The organism is Sphingomonas sp. Leaf28 (genome assembly GCF_001421685.1).
GTDB lineage: Bacteria > Pseudomonadota > Alphaproteobacteria > Sphingomonadales > Sphingomonadaceae > Sphingomonas > Sphingomonas aurantiaca.
This window is the reverse complement of the sequence record NZ_LMKX01000008.1, coordinates 56,358-70,182: the sequence shown is the minus strand read 5'-3', so window position 1 is coordinate 70,182 and position 13,825 is coordinate 56,358. Positions and strand designations below refer to the sequence as shown.

At 68.4% G+C, this 13,825-nt stretch carries 13 protein-coding genes; 6 read left to right on the top strand and 7 right to left on the bottom strand.

Going from position 1 to position 13,825, the window contains the following annotated elements; translation table 11 throughout:
- Positions 1 to 12 precede the first annotated feature (12 nt).
- Positions 13 to 312, top strand: a complete 300-nt coding sequence (gene rpmB, locus ASE79_RS10845) for a 50S ribosomal protein L28 (RefSeq protein ID WP_055874131.1) — start codon at positions 13 to 15, stop codon at positions 310 to 312.
- A gap of 99 nt (positions 313 to 411) precedes the next feature.
- Here the strand turns inward: rpmB and ASE79_RS10840 are convergent, their stop codons facing one another.
- On the bottom strand, positions 412 to 1,437 hold the full coding sequence (locus tag ASE79_RS10840) for an esterase-like activity of phytase family protein (RefSeq protein WP_056416082.1): 1,026 nt from the start codon (positions 1,435 to 1,437) through the stop codon (positions 412 to 414).
- 155 nt (positions 1,438 to 1,592) lie between these two features.
- On the opposite strand from ASE79_RS10840, the gene ASE79_RS10835 reads away from it, so the two are divergent.
- On the top strand, positions 1,593 to 1,982 hold the full coding sequence (locus tag ASE79_RS10835; RefSeq protein ID WP_056417178.1) for a glycine zipper 2TM domain-containing protein: 390 nt from the start codon (positions 1,593 to 1,595) through the stop codon (positions 1,980 to 1,982).
- A gap of 233 nt (positions 1,983 to 2,215) precedes the next feature.
- On the opposite strand, the gene ASE79_RS10830 is transcribed toward ASE79_RS10835, so the two are convergent.
- The 6 genes from ASE79_RS10830 to lgt all read right to left on the bottom strand — a co-directional run bounded on the left by ASE79_RS10830 (position 2,216) and on the right by lgt (position 7,736).
- Positions 2,216 to 2,734 (bottom strand): phosphoribosyltransferase, encoded by a 519-nt coding sequence (locus tag ASE79_RS10830; RefSeq protein ID WP_056416080.1) that lies wholly within the window; start codon positions 2,732 to 2,734, stop codon positions 2,216 to 2,218.
- Positions 2,735 to 2,829: 95 nt separating this feature from the next.
- Positions 2,830 to 4,176, bottom strand: coding sequence for a cystathionine gamma-synthase family protein (locus tag ASE79_RS10825; RefSeq protein ID WP_056416078.1), 1,347 nt, complete (start codon positions 4,174 to 4,176; stop codon positions 2,830 to 2,832).
- Positions 4,177 to 4,253: 77 nt separating this feature from the next.
- Entirely contained in the window at positions 4,254 to 5,012 is a 759-nt protein-coding gene (gene pgeF, locus ASE79_RS10820; RefSeq protein WP_056416074.1) for a peptidoglycan editing factor PgeF, read from the bottom strand.
- A 151-nt stretch (positions 5,013 to 5,163) separates the two neighbouring features.
- On the bottom strand, positions 5,164 to 5,673 hold the full coding sequence (locus ASE79_RS10815; RefSeq protein ID WP_056416071.1) for a GNAT family N-acetyltransferase: 510 nt from the start codon (positions 5,671 to 5,673) through the stop codon (positions 5,164 to 5,166).
- Complete coding sequence (locus ASE79_RS10810) at positions 5,670 to 6,770, bottom strand: class I SAM-dependent methyltransferase (protein WP_056417175.1); 1,101 nt, start codon at positions 6,768 to 6,770, stop codon at positions 5,670 to 5,672. Before ASE79_RS10810 ends, ASE79_RS10815 begins: the two co-directional genes overlap by 4 nt.
- 51 nt (positions 6,771 to 6,821) lie before the next feature.
- Positions 6,822 to 7,736, bottom strand: a complete 915-nt coding sequence (gene lgt, locus ASE79_RS10805) for a prolipoprotein diacylglyceryl transferase (protein ID WP_056416068.1) — start codon at positions 7,734 to 7,736, stop codon at positions 6,822 to 6,824.
- 37 nt (positions 7,737 to 7,773) lie between these two features.
- Between lgt and ASE79_RS10800 the strand changes: the two genes are divergently transcribed.
- From ASE79_RS10800 to phbB, 4 genes are all read left to right on the top strand, one after another.
- The gene (locus ASE79_RS10800; RefSeq protein ID WP_200910364.1) at positions 7,774 to 9,462 is read left to right on the top strand and encodes a class I adenylate-forming enzyme family protein; all 1,689 of its coding nucleotides are present in this window, start codon (positions 7,774 to 7,776) and stop codon (positions 9,460 to 9,462) included.
- A gap of 160 nt (positions 9,463 to 9,622) precedes the next feature.
- Complete coding sequence (locus tag ASE79_RS10795; RefSeq protein WP_056416064.1) at positions 9,623 to 11,809, top strand: xanthine dehydrogenase family protein molybdopterin-binding subunit; 2,187 nt, start codon at positions 9,623 to 9,625, stop codon at positions 11,807 to 11,809.
- The gene (hemH, locus tag ASE79_RS10790; RefSeq protein ID WP_056416061.1) at positions 11,806 to 12,813 is read left to right on the top strand and encodes a ferrochelatase; all 1,008 of its coding nucleotides are present in this window, start codon (positions 11,806 to 11,808) and stop codon (positions 12,811 to 12,813) included. Before ASE79_RS10795 ends, hemH begins: the two co-directional genes overlap by 4 nt.
- Positions 12,814 to 12,846: 33 nt before the next feature.
- On the top strand, positions 12,847 to 13,569 hold the full coding sequence (phbB, locus tag ASE79_RS10785; RefSeq protein WP_056066403.1) for an acetoacetyl-CoA reductase: 723 nt from the start codon (positions 12,847 to 12,849) through the stop codon (positions 13,567 to 13,569).
- Positions 13,570 to 13,825 lie beyond the last annotated feature (256 nt).

The following is a 13,825-nucleotide window of genomic DNA, read 5'->3' as shown; positions in this document are numbered from 1 at the left end:
ATAGGTAATCACATGTCGCGCATTTGCGAACTGACCGGCAAGGGCCGGATGGTCGGGAACAACGTCTCCCACGCCAACAACAAGACCAAGCGCACGTTCCTGCCGAACCTGCAGAACGTCACGCTGCTTTCCGATTCGCTCGAAAAGGGCGTCAAGCTGCGCGTTTCGACGCACGGCCTGCGCACCGTCGAGCATAATGGCGGCCTCGACAACTGGCTGGTGAAGACCTCGGACGACAAGCTGTCGCTCCGCGTTCGTCGCCTCAAGCGCGAAGTCGTCAAGAAGATCGCAGCCTCGGCAGTCGCCGCCTAACAGCGACGGTTGTCGGTTGCCGCTCGGTAGAGCGGCGGGCGAGACGATCACCGCGGCCCGCCCTGCATATCGCAGGGCGGGCCGTCGGCGTTTGTGCGTCTAGCGATCGAGCCGGAACTTCAGCAGCAGCGTGCGCTGGAGGACCAGCTGGTTGTCGTCGGACACGATCCAGACGATCGTCGCGCCATTCTCGATCGTGGTGTCGATCCCCTCGAAATTGTCGTGGATCAGCGGCGCGTCGATCGTCGCGACCAGGCGCCCCCTGGCGATTCGCCCCGCCGCCACGTCGCGCCGGTCGATTCGCGATATCCGCGCGGAGAATCGGAACGGCAGGCGGAATCCGCGATCGAGCGCCAGCAGGTCGCCGTTCGGCAACGCGGTGACGTCCGACGGATCGTACCGGCCATAGGGCGTGTAGGCGAATCGCGCCGGCGCCCCGCCCGCGGTCGGATCGCGGCCGAAGATCAGCGCCTGTCGCGTGTGCAGCCGGTCCGCCTCCGACCCGGTCCAGTCGGGGCGCCGCACATGCGCCTCCTCGCTGATGACGACGAATCGACCGTCGGGCAGCCGCGCCATTGATTCGGGGCCGCCATTGGCCGGCCACTTGCGCATCGCCTCCGGAGCGACCCGCGCCTCGTACCGGGCGAACCCCGGCGCATAGCGCCAGATCGAATTGCTATCCTCGAACCCGACCCAGATCTGGCCCGTCTTCGGATCGATCGCCATCGATTCGCTGTCGCGGTCGCGCTTCTCCCAGCCGATGCCGGGTCCGGCGGGCAGGTTGCTGAACGCGATTCGATGCGGGCGCCAGTCGCCCCCCATGTCGAACTGGACGATGTTGCCGCCGTCGCTCAGCAACGTGAAGCGATGGCCGCCCGCGGCGCTGCTGACGTCGAGCGACGAGAATCCGCCGAACGCCGGATCGCGGCTGTCGAGCGCGACCCCGCCGAGATAGGTGAGCCCGCCGACGCGCACGTGCCGCGGATTGGTGCGATCGAGCATCACGCGGGTCGCGGTCAGCTGCGCGCGCTCGCCGAGCAGATCGAGCCGCGATTCGCCCGACCAGCCCGGCACGATCGCGCATACGCTGACGCAGACGAACAGGGCGGTGATCAGGCGTCGCATCGCGCCCTCATAGGGCCCCGCACGGTCCGCGGAAGCATGAACAGCGGATAACGGAGGCATTCAGGCTCGGCTCAATGCGAATCACCCATAAGCCTCTCATCGAGGATGGAAGCACGGCCACCGCCGCCGCCGAAATCCCCAACGGGAGACGCACGATGTTCAAGACTTTTACCCTCGCCGCCAGTGCCCTCGCATTGGGTGCAACCGCCCTCGTTCCCGCCGCCGCCGATGCGCAGCGCTACGGCTCGCGCTACGAGCGTGGCTACGATGGCTATCAGGGCGGCTATCGCGGATACGATCGCGGTTACGACCGGAGCGACTATCGCGAGTATCGCGGCAACGATCGCCGCTACAATGCGCGCAACCGTCGCGGTTGCGACAACACCGGCGGCACGATCATCGGCGCGCTCGCCGGCGGCCTGCTCGGACACACCATCGCCGGCCGTGGTGACCGGACGCTCGGCGCGGTCCTCGGCGCAGCGGGTGGCGGCCTCGCCGGCAACGCGATCGATAAGTCGGACAACCCGGGGTATTGCCGGCGGTAAGCCCGGCAACGGGCCGGTGCTCGCCGCGAAAGCGGTCGAGCAACCGCCGGCACGGACGGCGGGCAGGCAGCGCCTGACCCGACCGACGACGGCTTTGCCGACGTCCCGTCCGCCCCAGCCCAACCAGTTTCCCAGTTCCCTCGCGTAGCGTATCGAGGGCGAGGGCCGGCTTCCCGTATGGAGGCCGGCCCTTTGTTCGTCTGCGCCGCACACCCACGCAGGCACCGGTCGCGCTAGGCGATCCGATCCGGCACCTCGGCGGCATCCTGCGCGATCGCCGCGCTCGGCGCGACGGCCTCCCACGGGAACACGAACCAGTCCTTGGTCACCGTCCGGTCGATCGTCCGCGCGCTATACTCGATCCGCTCGGCCGAGCTGACATTGTCGATCAGCATCGCGAACCGCACCGCGCCGTCCACCGCACCCGCCGCCGCGAGCGCGCCACGCAGGTGCGTGATGGTCCGCCCCGAATCGTTGATGTCGTCGAGAAACAGCAGCCGCTCGCCATCGCGAGTCCGCTTGGCGAGTTTCACCAGCGGCGCGTCGGCAAAGTCCTTCACCTGGCTCGAATAATCGACCGACAAAGTCGGCAGGCCGATCGCGTGGCTGAGGAACACCGCGGGCACGAGCCCGCCGCGGCCGATGCCGATGATGAAATCGGGGGTCCAGGCGGTGTCCTCGGCCAGCTTGGCGGCGAGGACGTGGATCGCAGCGACGAAGTCGTCCTGCGGGATAGGGGTGAAGATCGGCATCGACCGATGCTAGCCGGTCGGGCCGACGACTTCACCCCAAAACCTGCCCCATCCCTTCGCGGGAGAACAAGGAGGCGGCAGATGGCCCTTCAGGATCAGATCGTCTCCAGCGCCTGCTCGAAATCGGCGATCAGGTCGTCCGGATCCTCCACGCCGATCGAGATGCGGACGAGGTTGTCGGTAATCCCCAGCGCCTGCTTGCGCGCATCGGGCACCGACAGGTGCGTCATGCCTGCCGGGTGGCTCGCCAGCGTCTCGGTCCCGCCGAGCGACACCGCGAGCTTGGCGATCTTCAGCGCGTCGAGGAACGCGAAGCTCTCGCGCTCGCCGCCCTTGAGGTACAGCGAGAAGGTCGAGCCGCCGCCGGTGCAATGGCGGCGATAAATGTCGGCCTGCCGCTCCATGCCGGGCTCGTCCTCGAGGAAGCCGAGATACGCGACACGCTCGACCTTCGGGTGATGCCGCAGGAAGCCGCAGACCTTCGCCGCATTCTCACCCGCGCGGCTCATCCGCAGTTCGAGCGTCTCGAGGCTGCGCAACAGCATCCACGCGGTGTTCGGATCGGTGATCGTGCCGATCGTGTTGCGCATCGTCCGGATCGTGTTGATGTGCTCCTTCGATCCGAGCACGCCGCCAGCGACCAGATCCGAATGCCCGCCGACATATTTGGTCAGCGAATAGACGACGATGTCCGCGCCGTGCTTGAGCGGCTGGAACCAGAGCGGCCCGAGGAACGTGTTGTCGATCGCGATCGGCGGCTTTTCACCCTTGAAGATCGCATCCCGGCTGGCGGCGACCGCCTCGACATCGACCAATGCGTTCGTCGGATTAGCCGGGCTTTCGAGATAGATCAGCGCGACGTTGCCGGTCGCGGCCTCGGTCATCACCGCGTCGATCTCCTCGCGCGTCGCACCCGCCGGGAAGTCGAGCCACTTCACCCCGAACTTGCCGAGCACGCGGCCGATCAGCGTCTCGGTCGCCGCATAAAGCGGGCCCGAATGGACGATCGTGTCGCCGGGCTTGACCATCGCGAGGAACAGCGTCGCGATCGCCGACATGCCGCTCGAGAAGGCGAGCGCGTCCTCCGCCTCTTCCCACACGCCGAGGCGATCCTCGAGGATCTCCTGGTTCGGGCCGTTGAAGCGCGAATAGACAAGGCCCTCGGCCCCGCCCGGACGCTTGCCGGTGACGCCTTCGAAATGGCGCTTGCCCGCCGCCGCATTGGGGAAGACGAAGGTCGAGGTGAGGAAGATCGGCGGCTTCAGCGAGCCTTCAGATAGCGACGGATCATAGCCATGCCCCATCATCAGCGTCGACGGCTTCAGCTTGCGCCCACCGATCTTCTCGACCTCTGGCTTGGGCGCGACTCGCGCGGCGACGCCGGTCAGGTCGGCTTCGGTCTCGGCGGGGATGGCGCCTGCGTTATCGGGGGTATCGGACATTCATGAGCTCCTGCGTGGCCCGTCTGGCGCGGACCGATCTGTCGAGCCTAAACGAGCGATGCAGGATTTGGGACCCGTTACAGCCCGATGATGCTGATCTGGCGGCCATAAGAGGGTTCGTCACGATGGGTCGCGCGGCGGTAGCTGAAGAAGCGCTCCCGGTCGGCGTAGGTGTCGAGCCCGAGCGCCTCGATCCGGCCGATCCCGGCGACCGCGAGACGGCTGACGACATAGGCCTCCAGGTCGAACTGATAATGGTCCGCGCGGCCATCCGCGAAGAAGCGCTCATTCTCCGGATCCGATTCGCAGAACCGGCGGATGAACGCGTCGTCGACCTCGTAGCTCGCGCGCGCGATGCACGGACCGACCGCGGCGACGATGCGGTCGCGGCGCGCGCCGATCGCCTCCATCGCGAGGATCGTCGCATCGGTGACGCCGCCGAGCGCCCCCTTCCACCCGGCATGCGCGGCGGCGACGACGCCGGCTTCCGCGTCGGCGAACAGCACCGGCGCGCAGTCCGCAGTGAGGATGCCGAGCGCCACGCCGGGTCGGTTGGTGACCAGCGCATCGCCGCGGGGACGCAGCGAGTCGTCGAACGGCGCGATCACGGTGACGACGTCGGCGGAATGGATCTGGTAGAGCCCGACGAGCGTGCCGCCCGGCAGCACCGCCTCGCTCGCACGCCGGCGGTTCTCGGCGATCGCGGCGGGGTCGTCGTCGGAGCCGATACCGACGTTGAGGCTCGCATAGGCGCCGGTCGACACGCCCCCGCGACGGCCGAGAAAGCCGTGGCGGACGTCGCCAAGCGACTTGGCGCGGATGACGTCGATGGTCATGCCGAACGATTTCCTCGTGGATCCACCCCGGCGAAGGCCGGGGCCCAAATGGGGGACAATGCTGACAGAGGACGGCGCATCGTTACTCCAACCTTTCCAATTGGGCCTCGGCCTGCGCCGGGGTGGTACTCATTTGCGGCACTATCGATCATCACAGGACGAGCCGCATGATCCGATCGTCGTCGGGCTGCTCGCCGACCATGAACACGTACCGGCCGATCTCGACGAACCCATAGCGCTGGTAGAATCGGATCGCGCGCGCGTTGTCGACATAGACGCTGAGGATCATTTCCGTCCGCCCGTCAGCCTGCGCGGCATCGATCGCCCAGTCCATCAGCGCGGGACCGACGCCCGCGCCATGCTGGTCGGCGCGAACATAGAGCTGGTAGAGTTCGACCGCCGTCCCGGGCCAGTCGCCGGGGAAGGCCACGGGGCCGATCTTGGCGAACCCGACGACCGCCGCGCCGTCGGTGGCGAGGCGGATCGTGTAGCTAGGGTCGCCGATCTGCGCGGGTAGCCCGTTCTCGCCGAACGCCTCGTCGAGAAACGTGGCGAGGTCCTGCGGGCGGTACAGCGTGCCGAACGTCTCGGTGAACGACTGCGTCGCCATCGCGGCGAGTGCCGGGCCGTCGGCGGGCACCGCATGGCGATAGGCGATCACGCGCCCATCCCTGCGAACGCCGCCGGGGTCGGCCAGGACGGCGCGGTGATCGCGAGCGCTTTGAAGAGCGTCCCCATGTCGTCCATCAACCGGCGGCGATCCGACGCCAGCGAGTCGGCGCGCGCGGGCGCCGCCTTGGCGAGCGCCGAGGTGCGCGAATCGATGCCGAGCCCGCCGAGCAGGTCGCGCTGGCTGACCGGCCCCCAGGCGACCGCGCCCTCGGCCTGCGCGGCGGCGGCGAGCGTGGTGAAGTCGACATGCGCGGTAAGGTCATGCTCGCCCGGCGCCTCGAACGGGTTGGCAAACGCATGGCCGCGGACCGCCTGCAAGCTGTCGCCGAGCGCTGGCCCCTCATAGCCATAATCGATCGCGATCAGCGCGCCGCCCTGGCGGGCGATCCGCTGCGCGAGGCCGCGGACGATCGCCACCGCCGCGGGCGAGGTCTCCAGGATCGAGCCCGCAGGCGCATCGCGGAACGGCTCGGGAATGACCGCGTCGGGCAGCGGCTTGCCCGCGATCGGCAGGAACAGCAGATCCTGCGCGGCAACGAGGCGTTCGTGCCACTGTTGGCGCTTGACGAGCTGGCGGATCGGCAGCGCGTCGAAAAACTCGTTGGCCACGACGATCAGCGGACGATCGGTGGGCAGCGTGTCGATCGTATCGTGCCACGTCGCACCGGGGACCCGCTCGGCCTGCGCGGTGCGGAGCGCCGGGCTGGTCTCGACGAAATGGACCGGGGGTTCGAGCCCCGCCTTCGCCATCGCGCGCGCTGCGTCGGCGGCGAGCGTCCCGCGACCGGGGCCGAGCTCGACCCACGCCACGTCCGGCCGCCCCGCCCGGTCCCACAGGTCCGCGCACCACAGGCCGACGAGTTCGCCGAACATCTGGCTGATCTCGGGCGCGGTGGTGAAATCCCCCGCGGCGCCGAGCGGGTCGCGCGTCGCGTAATAGTGCGCGTTGGCCGCCGCCATGTACTGCGCAACAGGGATCGGCCCCGCGAGTGCAATCGCGCGTGCGAGGCGTTCGGGAAGGGCGGCTTCGATTCCCCTTCCGCTTGCGGGAGGGGTTAGGGGAGGGGCTGGAGTATCGTTGGCCATGACGTTTGCGGCCATGCCCTCCCCCGCCCCCTCCCGCAAGCGGGCTGGGAGTCAGGCGACGCTCTGCGTCCCCGCGATCGACTCGACCCGCACGCGGCGCTTGGCCGAGGTCGCGACCAGATAGGCGCCGCCGACGATCATCGGCACGCACAGCCACTGGCCCATGTGCAGCCCGGTATGTTCGGCAAAGGCGCGCAGCTGCGAATCAGGTTCGCGGAAGAACTCGACGGTGAAGCGCGCGAGCCCGTAGCCCAGCACGAACAGCCCGACGAGCTTGCCCGGATCATAGCGCGCCTTGGTCTTCCAGAACGCGAACCACAGCAGCGCGAACAGGAGGATGCCCTCGAGCCCCGCCTCGTACAGCTGGCTCGGGTGGCGCGCCGGCTCGATCATGCCGAACGGCACGGTGCGCTCGAAGATGATGCCCCAGGCGACGTCGGTCGGCTTACCCCAGAGCTCGCCGTTGACGAAGTTGGCGAGCCGCCCGAAGAACAGCCCGAACGGGACGGCGCAGGCGATATAATCGTGCACGCGCAACCAGTTGAGCTGGTGCTTGCGCGCGAACAGGATCAACCCGATCGAGGTGCCGATGACCCCGCCGTGGAACGACATGCCGCCGTCCCACAGCCGGAAGATCCGCAACGGATGCAGGAACATCTCGGGCGCATAGAAGATCACATAGCCGAGTCGCCCGCCCAGGATGATGCCGAGCGTCGCGTAGAACACCAGGTCGTCGGCATGCCGCCGCGCCATCGGTGCGCCGGGCTGTGCGAGCAGCTTGAGCAGATACCACCAGCCCAGCAGGATCCCGCCGATATAGGCCAGGCTATACCAGCGCAGCGTGAAGAACCCGATCGAGAAGACATCGGGGTGCAAACCCAAGTCCTCGAAGCGGATATGACTGCCGACGGCAGCAGAAATGGTCGACAGGATCAAAGGCTTTTCCCCACGCGTTCGCCCCTGCATAAAGACGAGTAACGATAAGACCAAGTAGGAGAGCGATATGCGGACCGAGCTCGATGCGGCTATGGATTCGACGATGGCCGCGCTGACCGCGCCCGACGGCATGCTGGCGCTCGGTTCGGCCGAGCGGTTCGGGGTCGCGCTCCCGACGATCGCCGCCGCGCCGCCCGCGCTCAGTTACTATTTTGCGCATTATGCCAACGAGCATCGCGACGCCGTCTTCCTCGTGTCGGGCCCCGAGCGGCTGACGTTCGGCGAGGTCCATGCCGCGGCGGAGCGGGTCGCGCGCGCGCTGGTCGGCGGGCACGGCGTGGCGAAGGGCGACCGGGTCGGCATCGCGATGCGCAATTCGCCGTCGTGGATCGTGCTCTACATGGGCATCGTCATGGCCGGTGGCGTCGCGACGTTGCTCAACGGCTGGTGGCAGGCGGAGGAACTGGAAGCGGCGATCCGCGACGTCGATTGCGCGCTCGTCTTCGCCGACCCGCCGCGCGTGAAGCGGCTCGCGCAGATCGCGGGCCTTGCCGCGCCGGTGATCGAGATCGACGATACGCGCCCGATCACCGAGGCACTCGCGGTCGTGCTCGCCAGCGACGATCACACCGCGGACCTGCCGCCGCTCGGGCCCGAGGATCATGCGACGATCCTGTTCACAAGCGGGTCGACCGGCCAGTCGAAGGGCGCGCTGTCCGAGCATCGCGCGATCGTGCAGGGCATCTTCAACTATCTCGCCCAGGCGATGATGATGGTCGGCATCGCCACCGCGCAGGGCAATCCGCCGGTCGGCCAGCCGGTCACGCTGCTGACGATCCCGCTGTTCCACATCACCGGCGAAGTGCCCGTCTTCCTCCAGAGCTTCGCGATGGGACGGAAACTCGTGCTGATGCCGAAATGGGATGCGGGCGAGGCGATGCGGCTGATCGAGGCGGAGGGCGTCACCTATTTCGTCGGCGTCCCGCTGATGAGCTTCGAGATCCTCAACCACCCCGATCGCGCGAAGTACGACCTGTCCACCGTCACCGATTTCGCCGCGGGCGGTGCGCCGCGCCCGGTCGATCATGTCCGCCGGATCGACGCGGAGATGGGGGGCGGCGCGCCGCTGATCGGCTACGGCCTGACCGAGACCAACGCGGTCGGTACGGGCAACTGGCGCGGCAACTATCTCGCCAAGCCCAATTCCGCTGGCCGCGCGGGCGCGCCGCTGGTCGATCTCGCGATCCTCGACGATGCCGGCCACCCGGTCGACCAGGGTCAGCGCGGCGAGGTGTGCATCCGCACGATCTGCAACTTCAAGGAATATTGGAACCGCCCCGACGCGACCGCCGCGGCGTTCACCGCGGACGGCTATTTCCGCACCGGCGACATCGGCTATCTCGACGAGGACGATTATCTGTTCATCGTCGACCGCAAGAAGGACATCATCATCCGCGGCGGCGAGAATATCTCGTGCCAGGAGGTCGAGGCGGCGCTGTACGAGCATCCGGCGGTGGCGGAAGCCGCGGTGTTCGGGCTGGCGGACGAGCGGTTCGGCGAGGTCCCCGGCGCGGTGGTCGTGGTGCGCGACGGCGAGACGCTGACCCCCGACGATCTCTGCGCGTTCCTCTACCAGCACATCGCCGCGTTCAAGGTGCCGCAGCGGATCTGGATCTCGGACGCGCCACTGCCGCGGCTCGGGACGGAAAAGATCGACAAGGTCTCGCTCAAGGCCACCTACCGCGCGCTGGCCTGACTGTCCCTCGCCCCTACGGGGAGAGGGAGGGAGGAGCCGTAGGCGACGGAAGGGAGAGGGGTAGTGAGTCTCCCGGCACGGTCCCGGAGACCCACGCCCCCTCATCCGACGCTGCCGCGCCACCTTCTCCCCGTGGGGGAGAAGGGTTAGGGGCCACGGCATGATCAGCAGGCGCAGCATAATCGTCGGCGGCGGCGCGGGAATCGGCCTCGTCGTCGCCTGGGGCCTCTGGCCCCGCCGCTACGCGCCCACCCTCGTCGCTAACCCCGGCGAAACCCCGTTCGGCGCCTGGCTGAAGATCGGCACCGACGGCCATGTCACCGTAGCCGTCCCGCAGGTCGAGCACGGGCAGGGCGTCTACACCACCCTCCCCCAGATCGTCGCGGACGAGCTCGGCGCGGACTGGCGTACCGTCGGCGTCGAACCCGCCCCGCTCAACCCGCTCTATGCCAACCCCGTCGGCCTGCACGACCTGTTCGAAGGGCTGTTCGACCGCCTGCCCGGTCGCGTCGCACAGCCGCCGATGCTGACCGGCGGATCGAGTTCGATCCGGATGTTCGAACAGGCCTGTCGCGAGGCGGGCGCGGGCGCGCGCGCGCTGCTATGCATGGCGGCGGCAAAACGCTGGGATGCCGACTGGACCGAGGTGACCGTCGAGGCGGGCTTCTGCACGCATGCGGGCAAGCGCATCCGCTTCGCCGAACTGGCGGAGGCGGCGGCAAGCTTCGCCCTCCCCGATCCACTCCCGCTCGGGATCCAGGGCGCGGGCAAGCTCGCCGGCACGTCGGTGCCGCGGATCGACGCCGCCGCGAAGGTGGATGGCTCGGCGAATTTCGCGGGCGACGTCCGGCTTGCCGATATGGTGCATGCCGCGATCCGGCAGGGCCCGGTCGGCGGACGCCTGACCAAGGTCGATCGCGCGGCGGCCGACCGCATCCGCGGCGTGCTGTCGGTGGTCGACAACCCGCGCTGGGTCGCGGCGGTGGCGACGACATGGTGGGCGGCGCACAAGGCGCTCGACGCGCTCGCGCCGCGGTTCGAAAATGCCGCCCCCCTCCCCGATACCCGCTCGATCGACGCAGCGCTGGACGCCGCCCTCGCGCGTCCCGGCACGACGATGACGTCGGTCGGCGATGTCGCGGCGACCTTCCAGGGCGCCAAGCTCGTCACCGCGACCTATCGCGCGGGGCTCGGCCTGCACGCAGGCATCGAGACACGCAGTGCCACCGCGTCCTTCTCGAACGGCCGGCTCGAACTCTGGCTCGCGACCCAGGCACCCGGCCTCGCGCGAACCGCAGCGGCGCGTGCGGCGGGTCTCGGCGAGGACTCGGTCGTCGTCCACCCGATGCTGATCGGCGGGTCATTCGGCGCCGCACTCGAACCCGACATCGCCGAACAAGCCGCGATCCTCGCGGTCAAGCTCAGGCGCCCCGTCAGCCTCGTCTGGTCGCGCGGCGAGGAGTCGCTCCACGATCACTACCGCGCGCCGGCGGTGGCGAAGATGACGGCGCGGCTCGCCCCCAATGGCGCGATTCTGGGCTGGAGCGCAAAGATCGCGGCGCCGTCGACTGGGGCGGAGATGGCACGCCGGATGATGCCGGGCCTGGCGACCGAGGCCGCGCTGATCGGGGTGCGCGGCGACCGCTACGCCGTGGCAGGCGCGACGCCCGCCTATCGCATCCCGGCCTATGCGATCGATCACCACCCCGCCGAGATCGGCATCCCGACCGGCCATCTGCGCGGCGGCGCGCATGGCTACACCGCGTTCTTCACCGAATGCTTCCTCGACGAACTCGCGCATGTCGCGCAGTCCGAGCCGATGTCGTTCCGGATCGGCATGCTCGGCAGCGCGCCGCGCCTCGCGCGCTGCCTGTCGACCGCGGCGGCGCTCGGCGGGTGGAACGGCGGTGTCGCGGGCAGCGGCCAAGGAATCGCGGCGCATGCCTTTCGCGGCAGCTACATCGCGGTCGTGGCGGAGGCGCATCTGGGGCCCGACCAGCGCCCGGTCGTCGACCGCCTCGTCGCCGCGGTCGATTGCGGCGCGCAGATCAATCCCGACATCGTCCGCCAGCAGATCGAGGGCGGGCTGATCTTCGGGCTGGCCGGCGCGCTCGGCGCATCGACCGGGATCACCCGCGGGCTCGCCGACGCACGCGGGTTCGACACGATCGCGCTGCCGCGGCTGGCCGACACGCCCGACATCACCGTCGAGCTGATCCGCAGCGAGGAGGCCCCCGGCGGCGTCGGCGAACTCGGCGTCCCCGCGGTCGCGCCCGCGATCGCCAACGCGCTCCATGCGTCAACGGGCTTTCGCATCCGCAATTTGCCCTTAAGACCGGCAGCATGACCCTGCCCCCCGATCATCCGCCGATTCCTGCCCCCAAGATCGGCGTGCTGCTGATGAACCTCGGCACGCCCGATGGCCCCGATGCCAAATCGGTGAAGCGCTATCTCGGCGAATTCCTGTCCGATTCGCGCGTCGTCGAAATCCCGCAGATCGCGTGGCAGCCGATCCTGCGCGGGATCATTCTGAACACGCGCCCGAAAAAGTCCGCGCACGCCTATGCGCAGGTCTGGCGCGACGACGGATCGCCGCTCGCCGCGATCACCCGGTTGCAGGCGGCGGCGCTGAAGGACGCGTTCGGCCCCACGGTCCTGGTCGACTGGGCGATGCGCTATGGCAATCCATCGATTTCGGACCGGCTTGTCGCGATGAAGGCGGCGGGCTGCGAGCGCATTTTGCTCGCGCCGCTCTATCCGCAATATTGCGCAGCAACGACCGCGACCGCGAACGACAAGGCGTTCAAGCATCTGGCCGGCCTGCGCTGGCAGCCGGCGATCCGCACGCTGCCACCCTATTACGATGACGCGCTGTATATCGATGCGCTGAAGGATTCGCTGGAGGCAGGGCTCACCGCGCTCGACTTCACGCCGGATGCGATCGTCGCGAGCTTCCACGGGATGCCGAAGCGGACGTTGCAGCAGGGCGATCCCTATCATTGCCACTGCCAGAAGACCGCCCGGTTGCTCGGCGAGCGGATGGGGCGCGAGCTGACGATCGCCTTCCAGTCGCGGTTCGGGCCGCAAAAGTGGTTGGGCCCAGCGACCGACGAGACGCTCGTCGCGCTCGCCAAGGCCGGCAAGACGAAGGTCGCGATCTTCGCGCCGGGCTTCTCCGCCGACTGTCTGGAGACGCTCGAGGAGCTGTCGATCCGCGGGCGCGAGAGCTTCGAGGAGGCCGGCGGCACGCATTTCGCCTACCTCCCGTGCCTCAACGACAGCCCGGTCGGCGTCGAAATGCTGCGCAGCATTTTGGCACGCGAGCTTGAAGGATGGGTGCGGGCTGGCTAGCCTTTGCAAAAGGACGAACCTGAGGAGAGACTGATGGCACGCGTTGCAATTGTAACCGGTGGTACGCGCGGCATCGGCGAGGCGATCAGTCTCGCGCTTCAGGACATGGGGCTGACCGTCGCGGCGACCTATGCCGGCAACGATGACCGCGCGCGGGAGTTCACCGAGCGCACCGGCATCAAGGCGTATAAATGGGACGTCGCCGACTATGATGCGTGCCAGGCAGGCTGCGCGCAGGTCGCCGCCGATCTGGGCGACGTCGATATCGTCGTGAACAATGCGGGCATCACCCGCGACGGCACCATCCTGAAGATGACGTATCAGGATTGGAAAGAGGTGATGGACACCAACCTCGGCGGTTGCTTCAACATGGCCAAGGCGGTGTTCCCGGGCATGCGCACGCGCAAATGGGGGCGGATCGTCAACATCGGCTCGATCAACGGCCAGGCCGGGCAGTACGGCCAGGTCAACTATGCCGCGGCGAAATCTGGGATCCACGGCTTCACCAAGGCGCTGGCGCAGGAGGGCGCGCGGGCCGGCGTCACGGTCAACGCGATCGCGCCCGGCTATATCGACACGGACATGGTGGCGGCGGTGCCGGCGGACGTGCTGGAGAAGATCGTCGCGAAGATCCCCGTCGGGCGGCTGGGTCAGGCGACCGAGATCGCGCGCGGCGTGGCGTTTCTGTGCTCAGAGGAGGGCGGGTTCGTGACCGGGTCGACGCTGAGCATCAATGGCGGGCAGCATATGTACTGACGGGCACTGCCCGCAAGCGAAGCGAGCGGGCAGTGCCCGGCACGGCCGGCGGGTCGGTTTACCGAACCCGTCCGACGGCGGCTTTGCCGGCGGCGCTGCGTAGATGTCTACCGGACTACCAAGGGTAACTGCTTGATCCTGGGCCCCCGCCTTCGCGGGGTAACTAGCGGGGCAGCGCTGCTTGGACCGCCCCCCAGCGTCCGTGAACCACAAGAATGCCACCGCAAGACCCAGCAACCTGCTCCCTCTCCCCTCC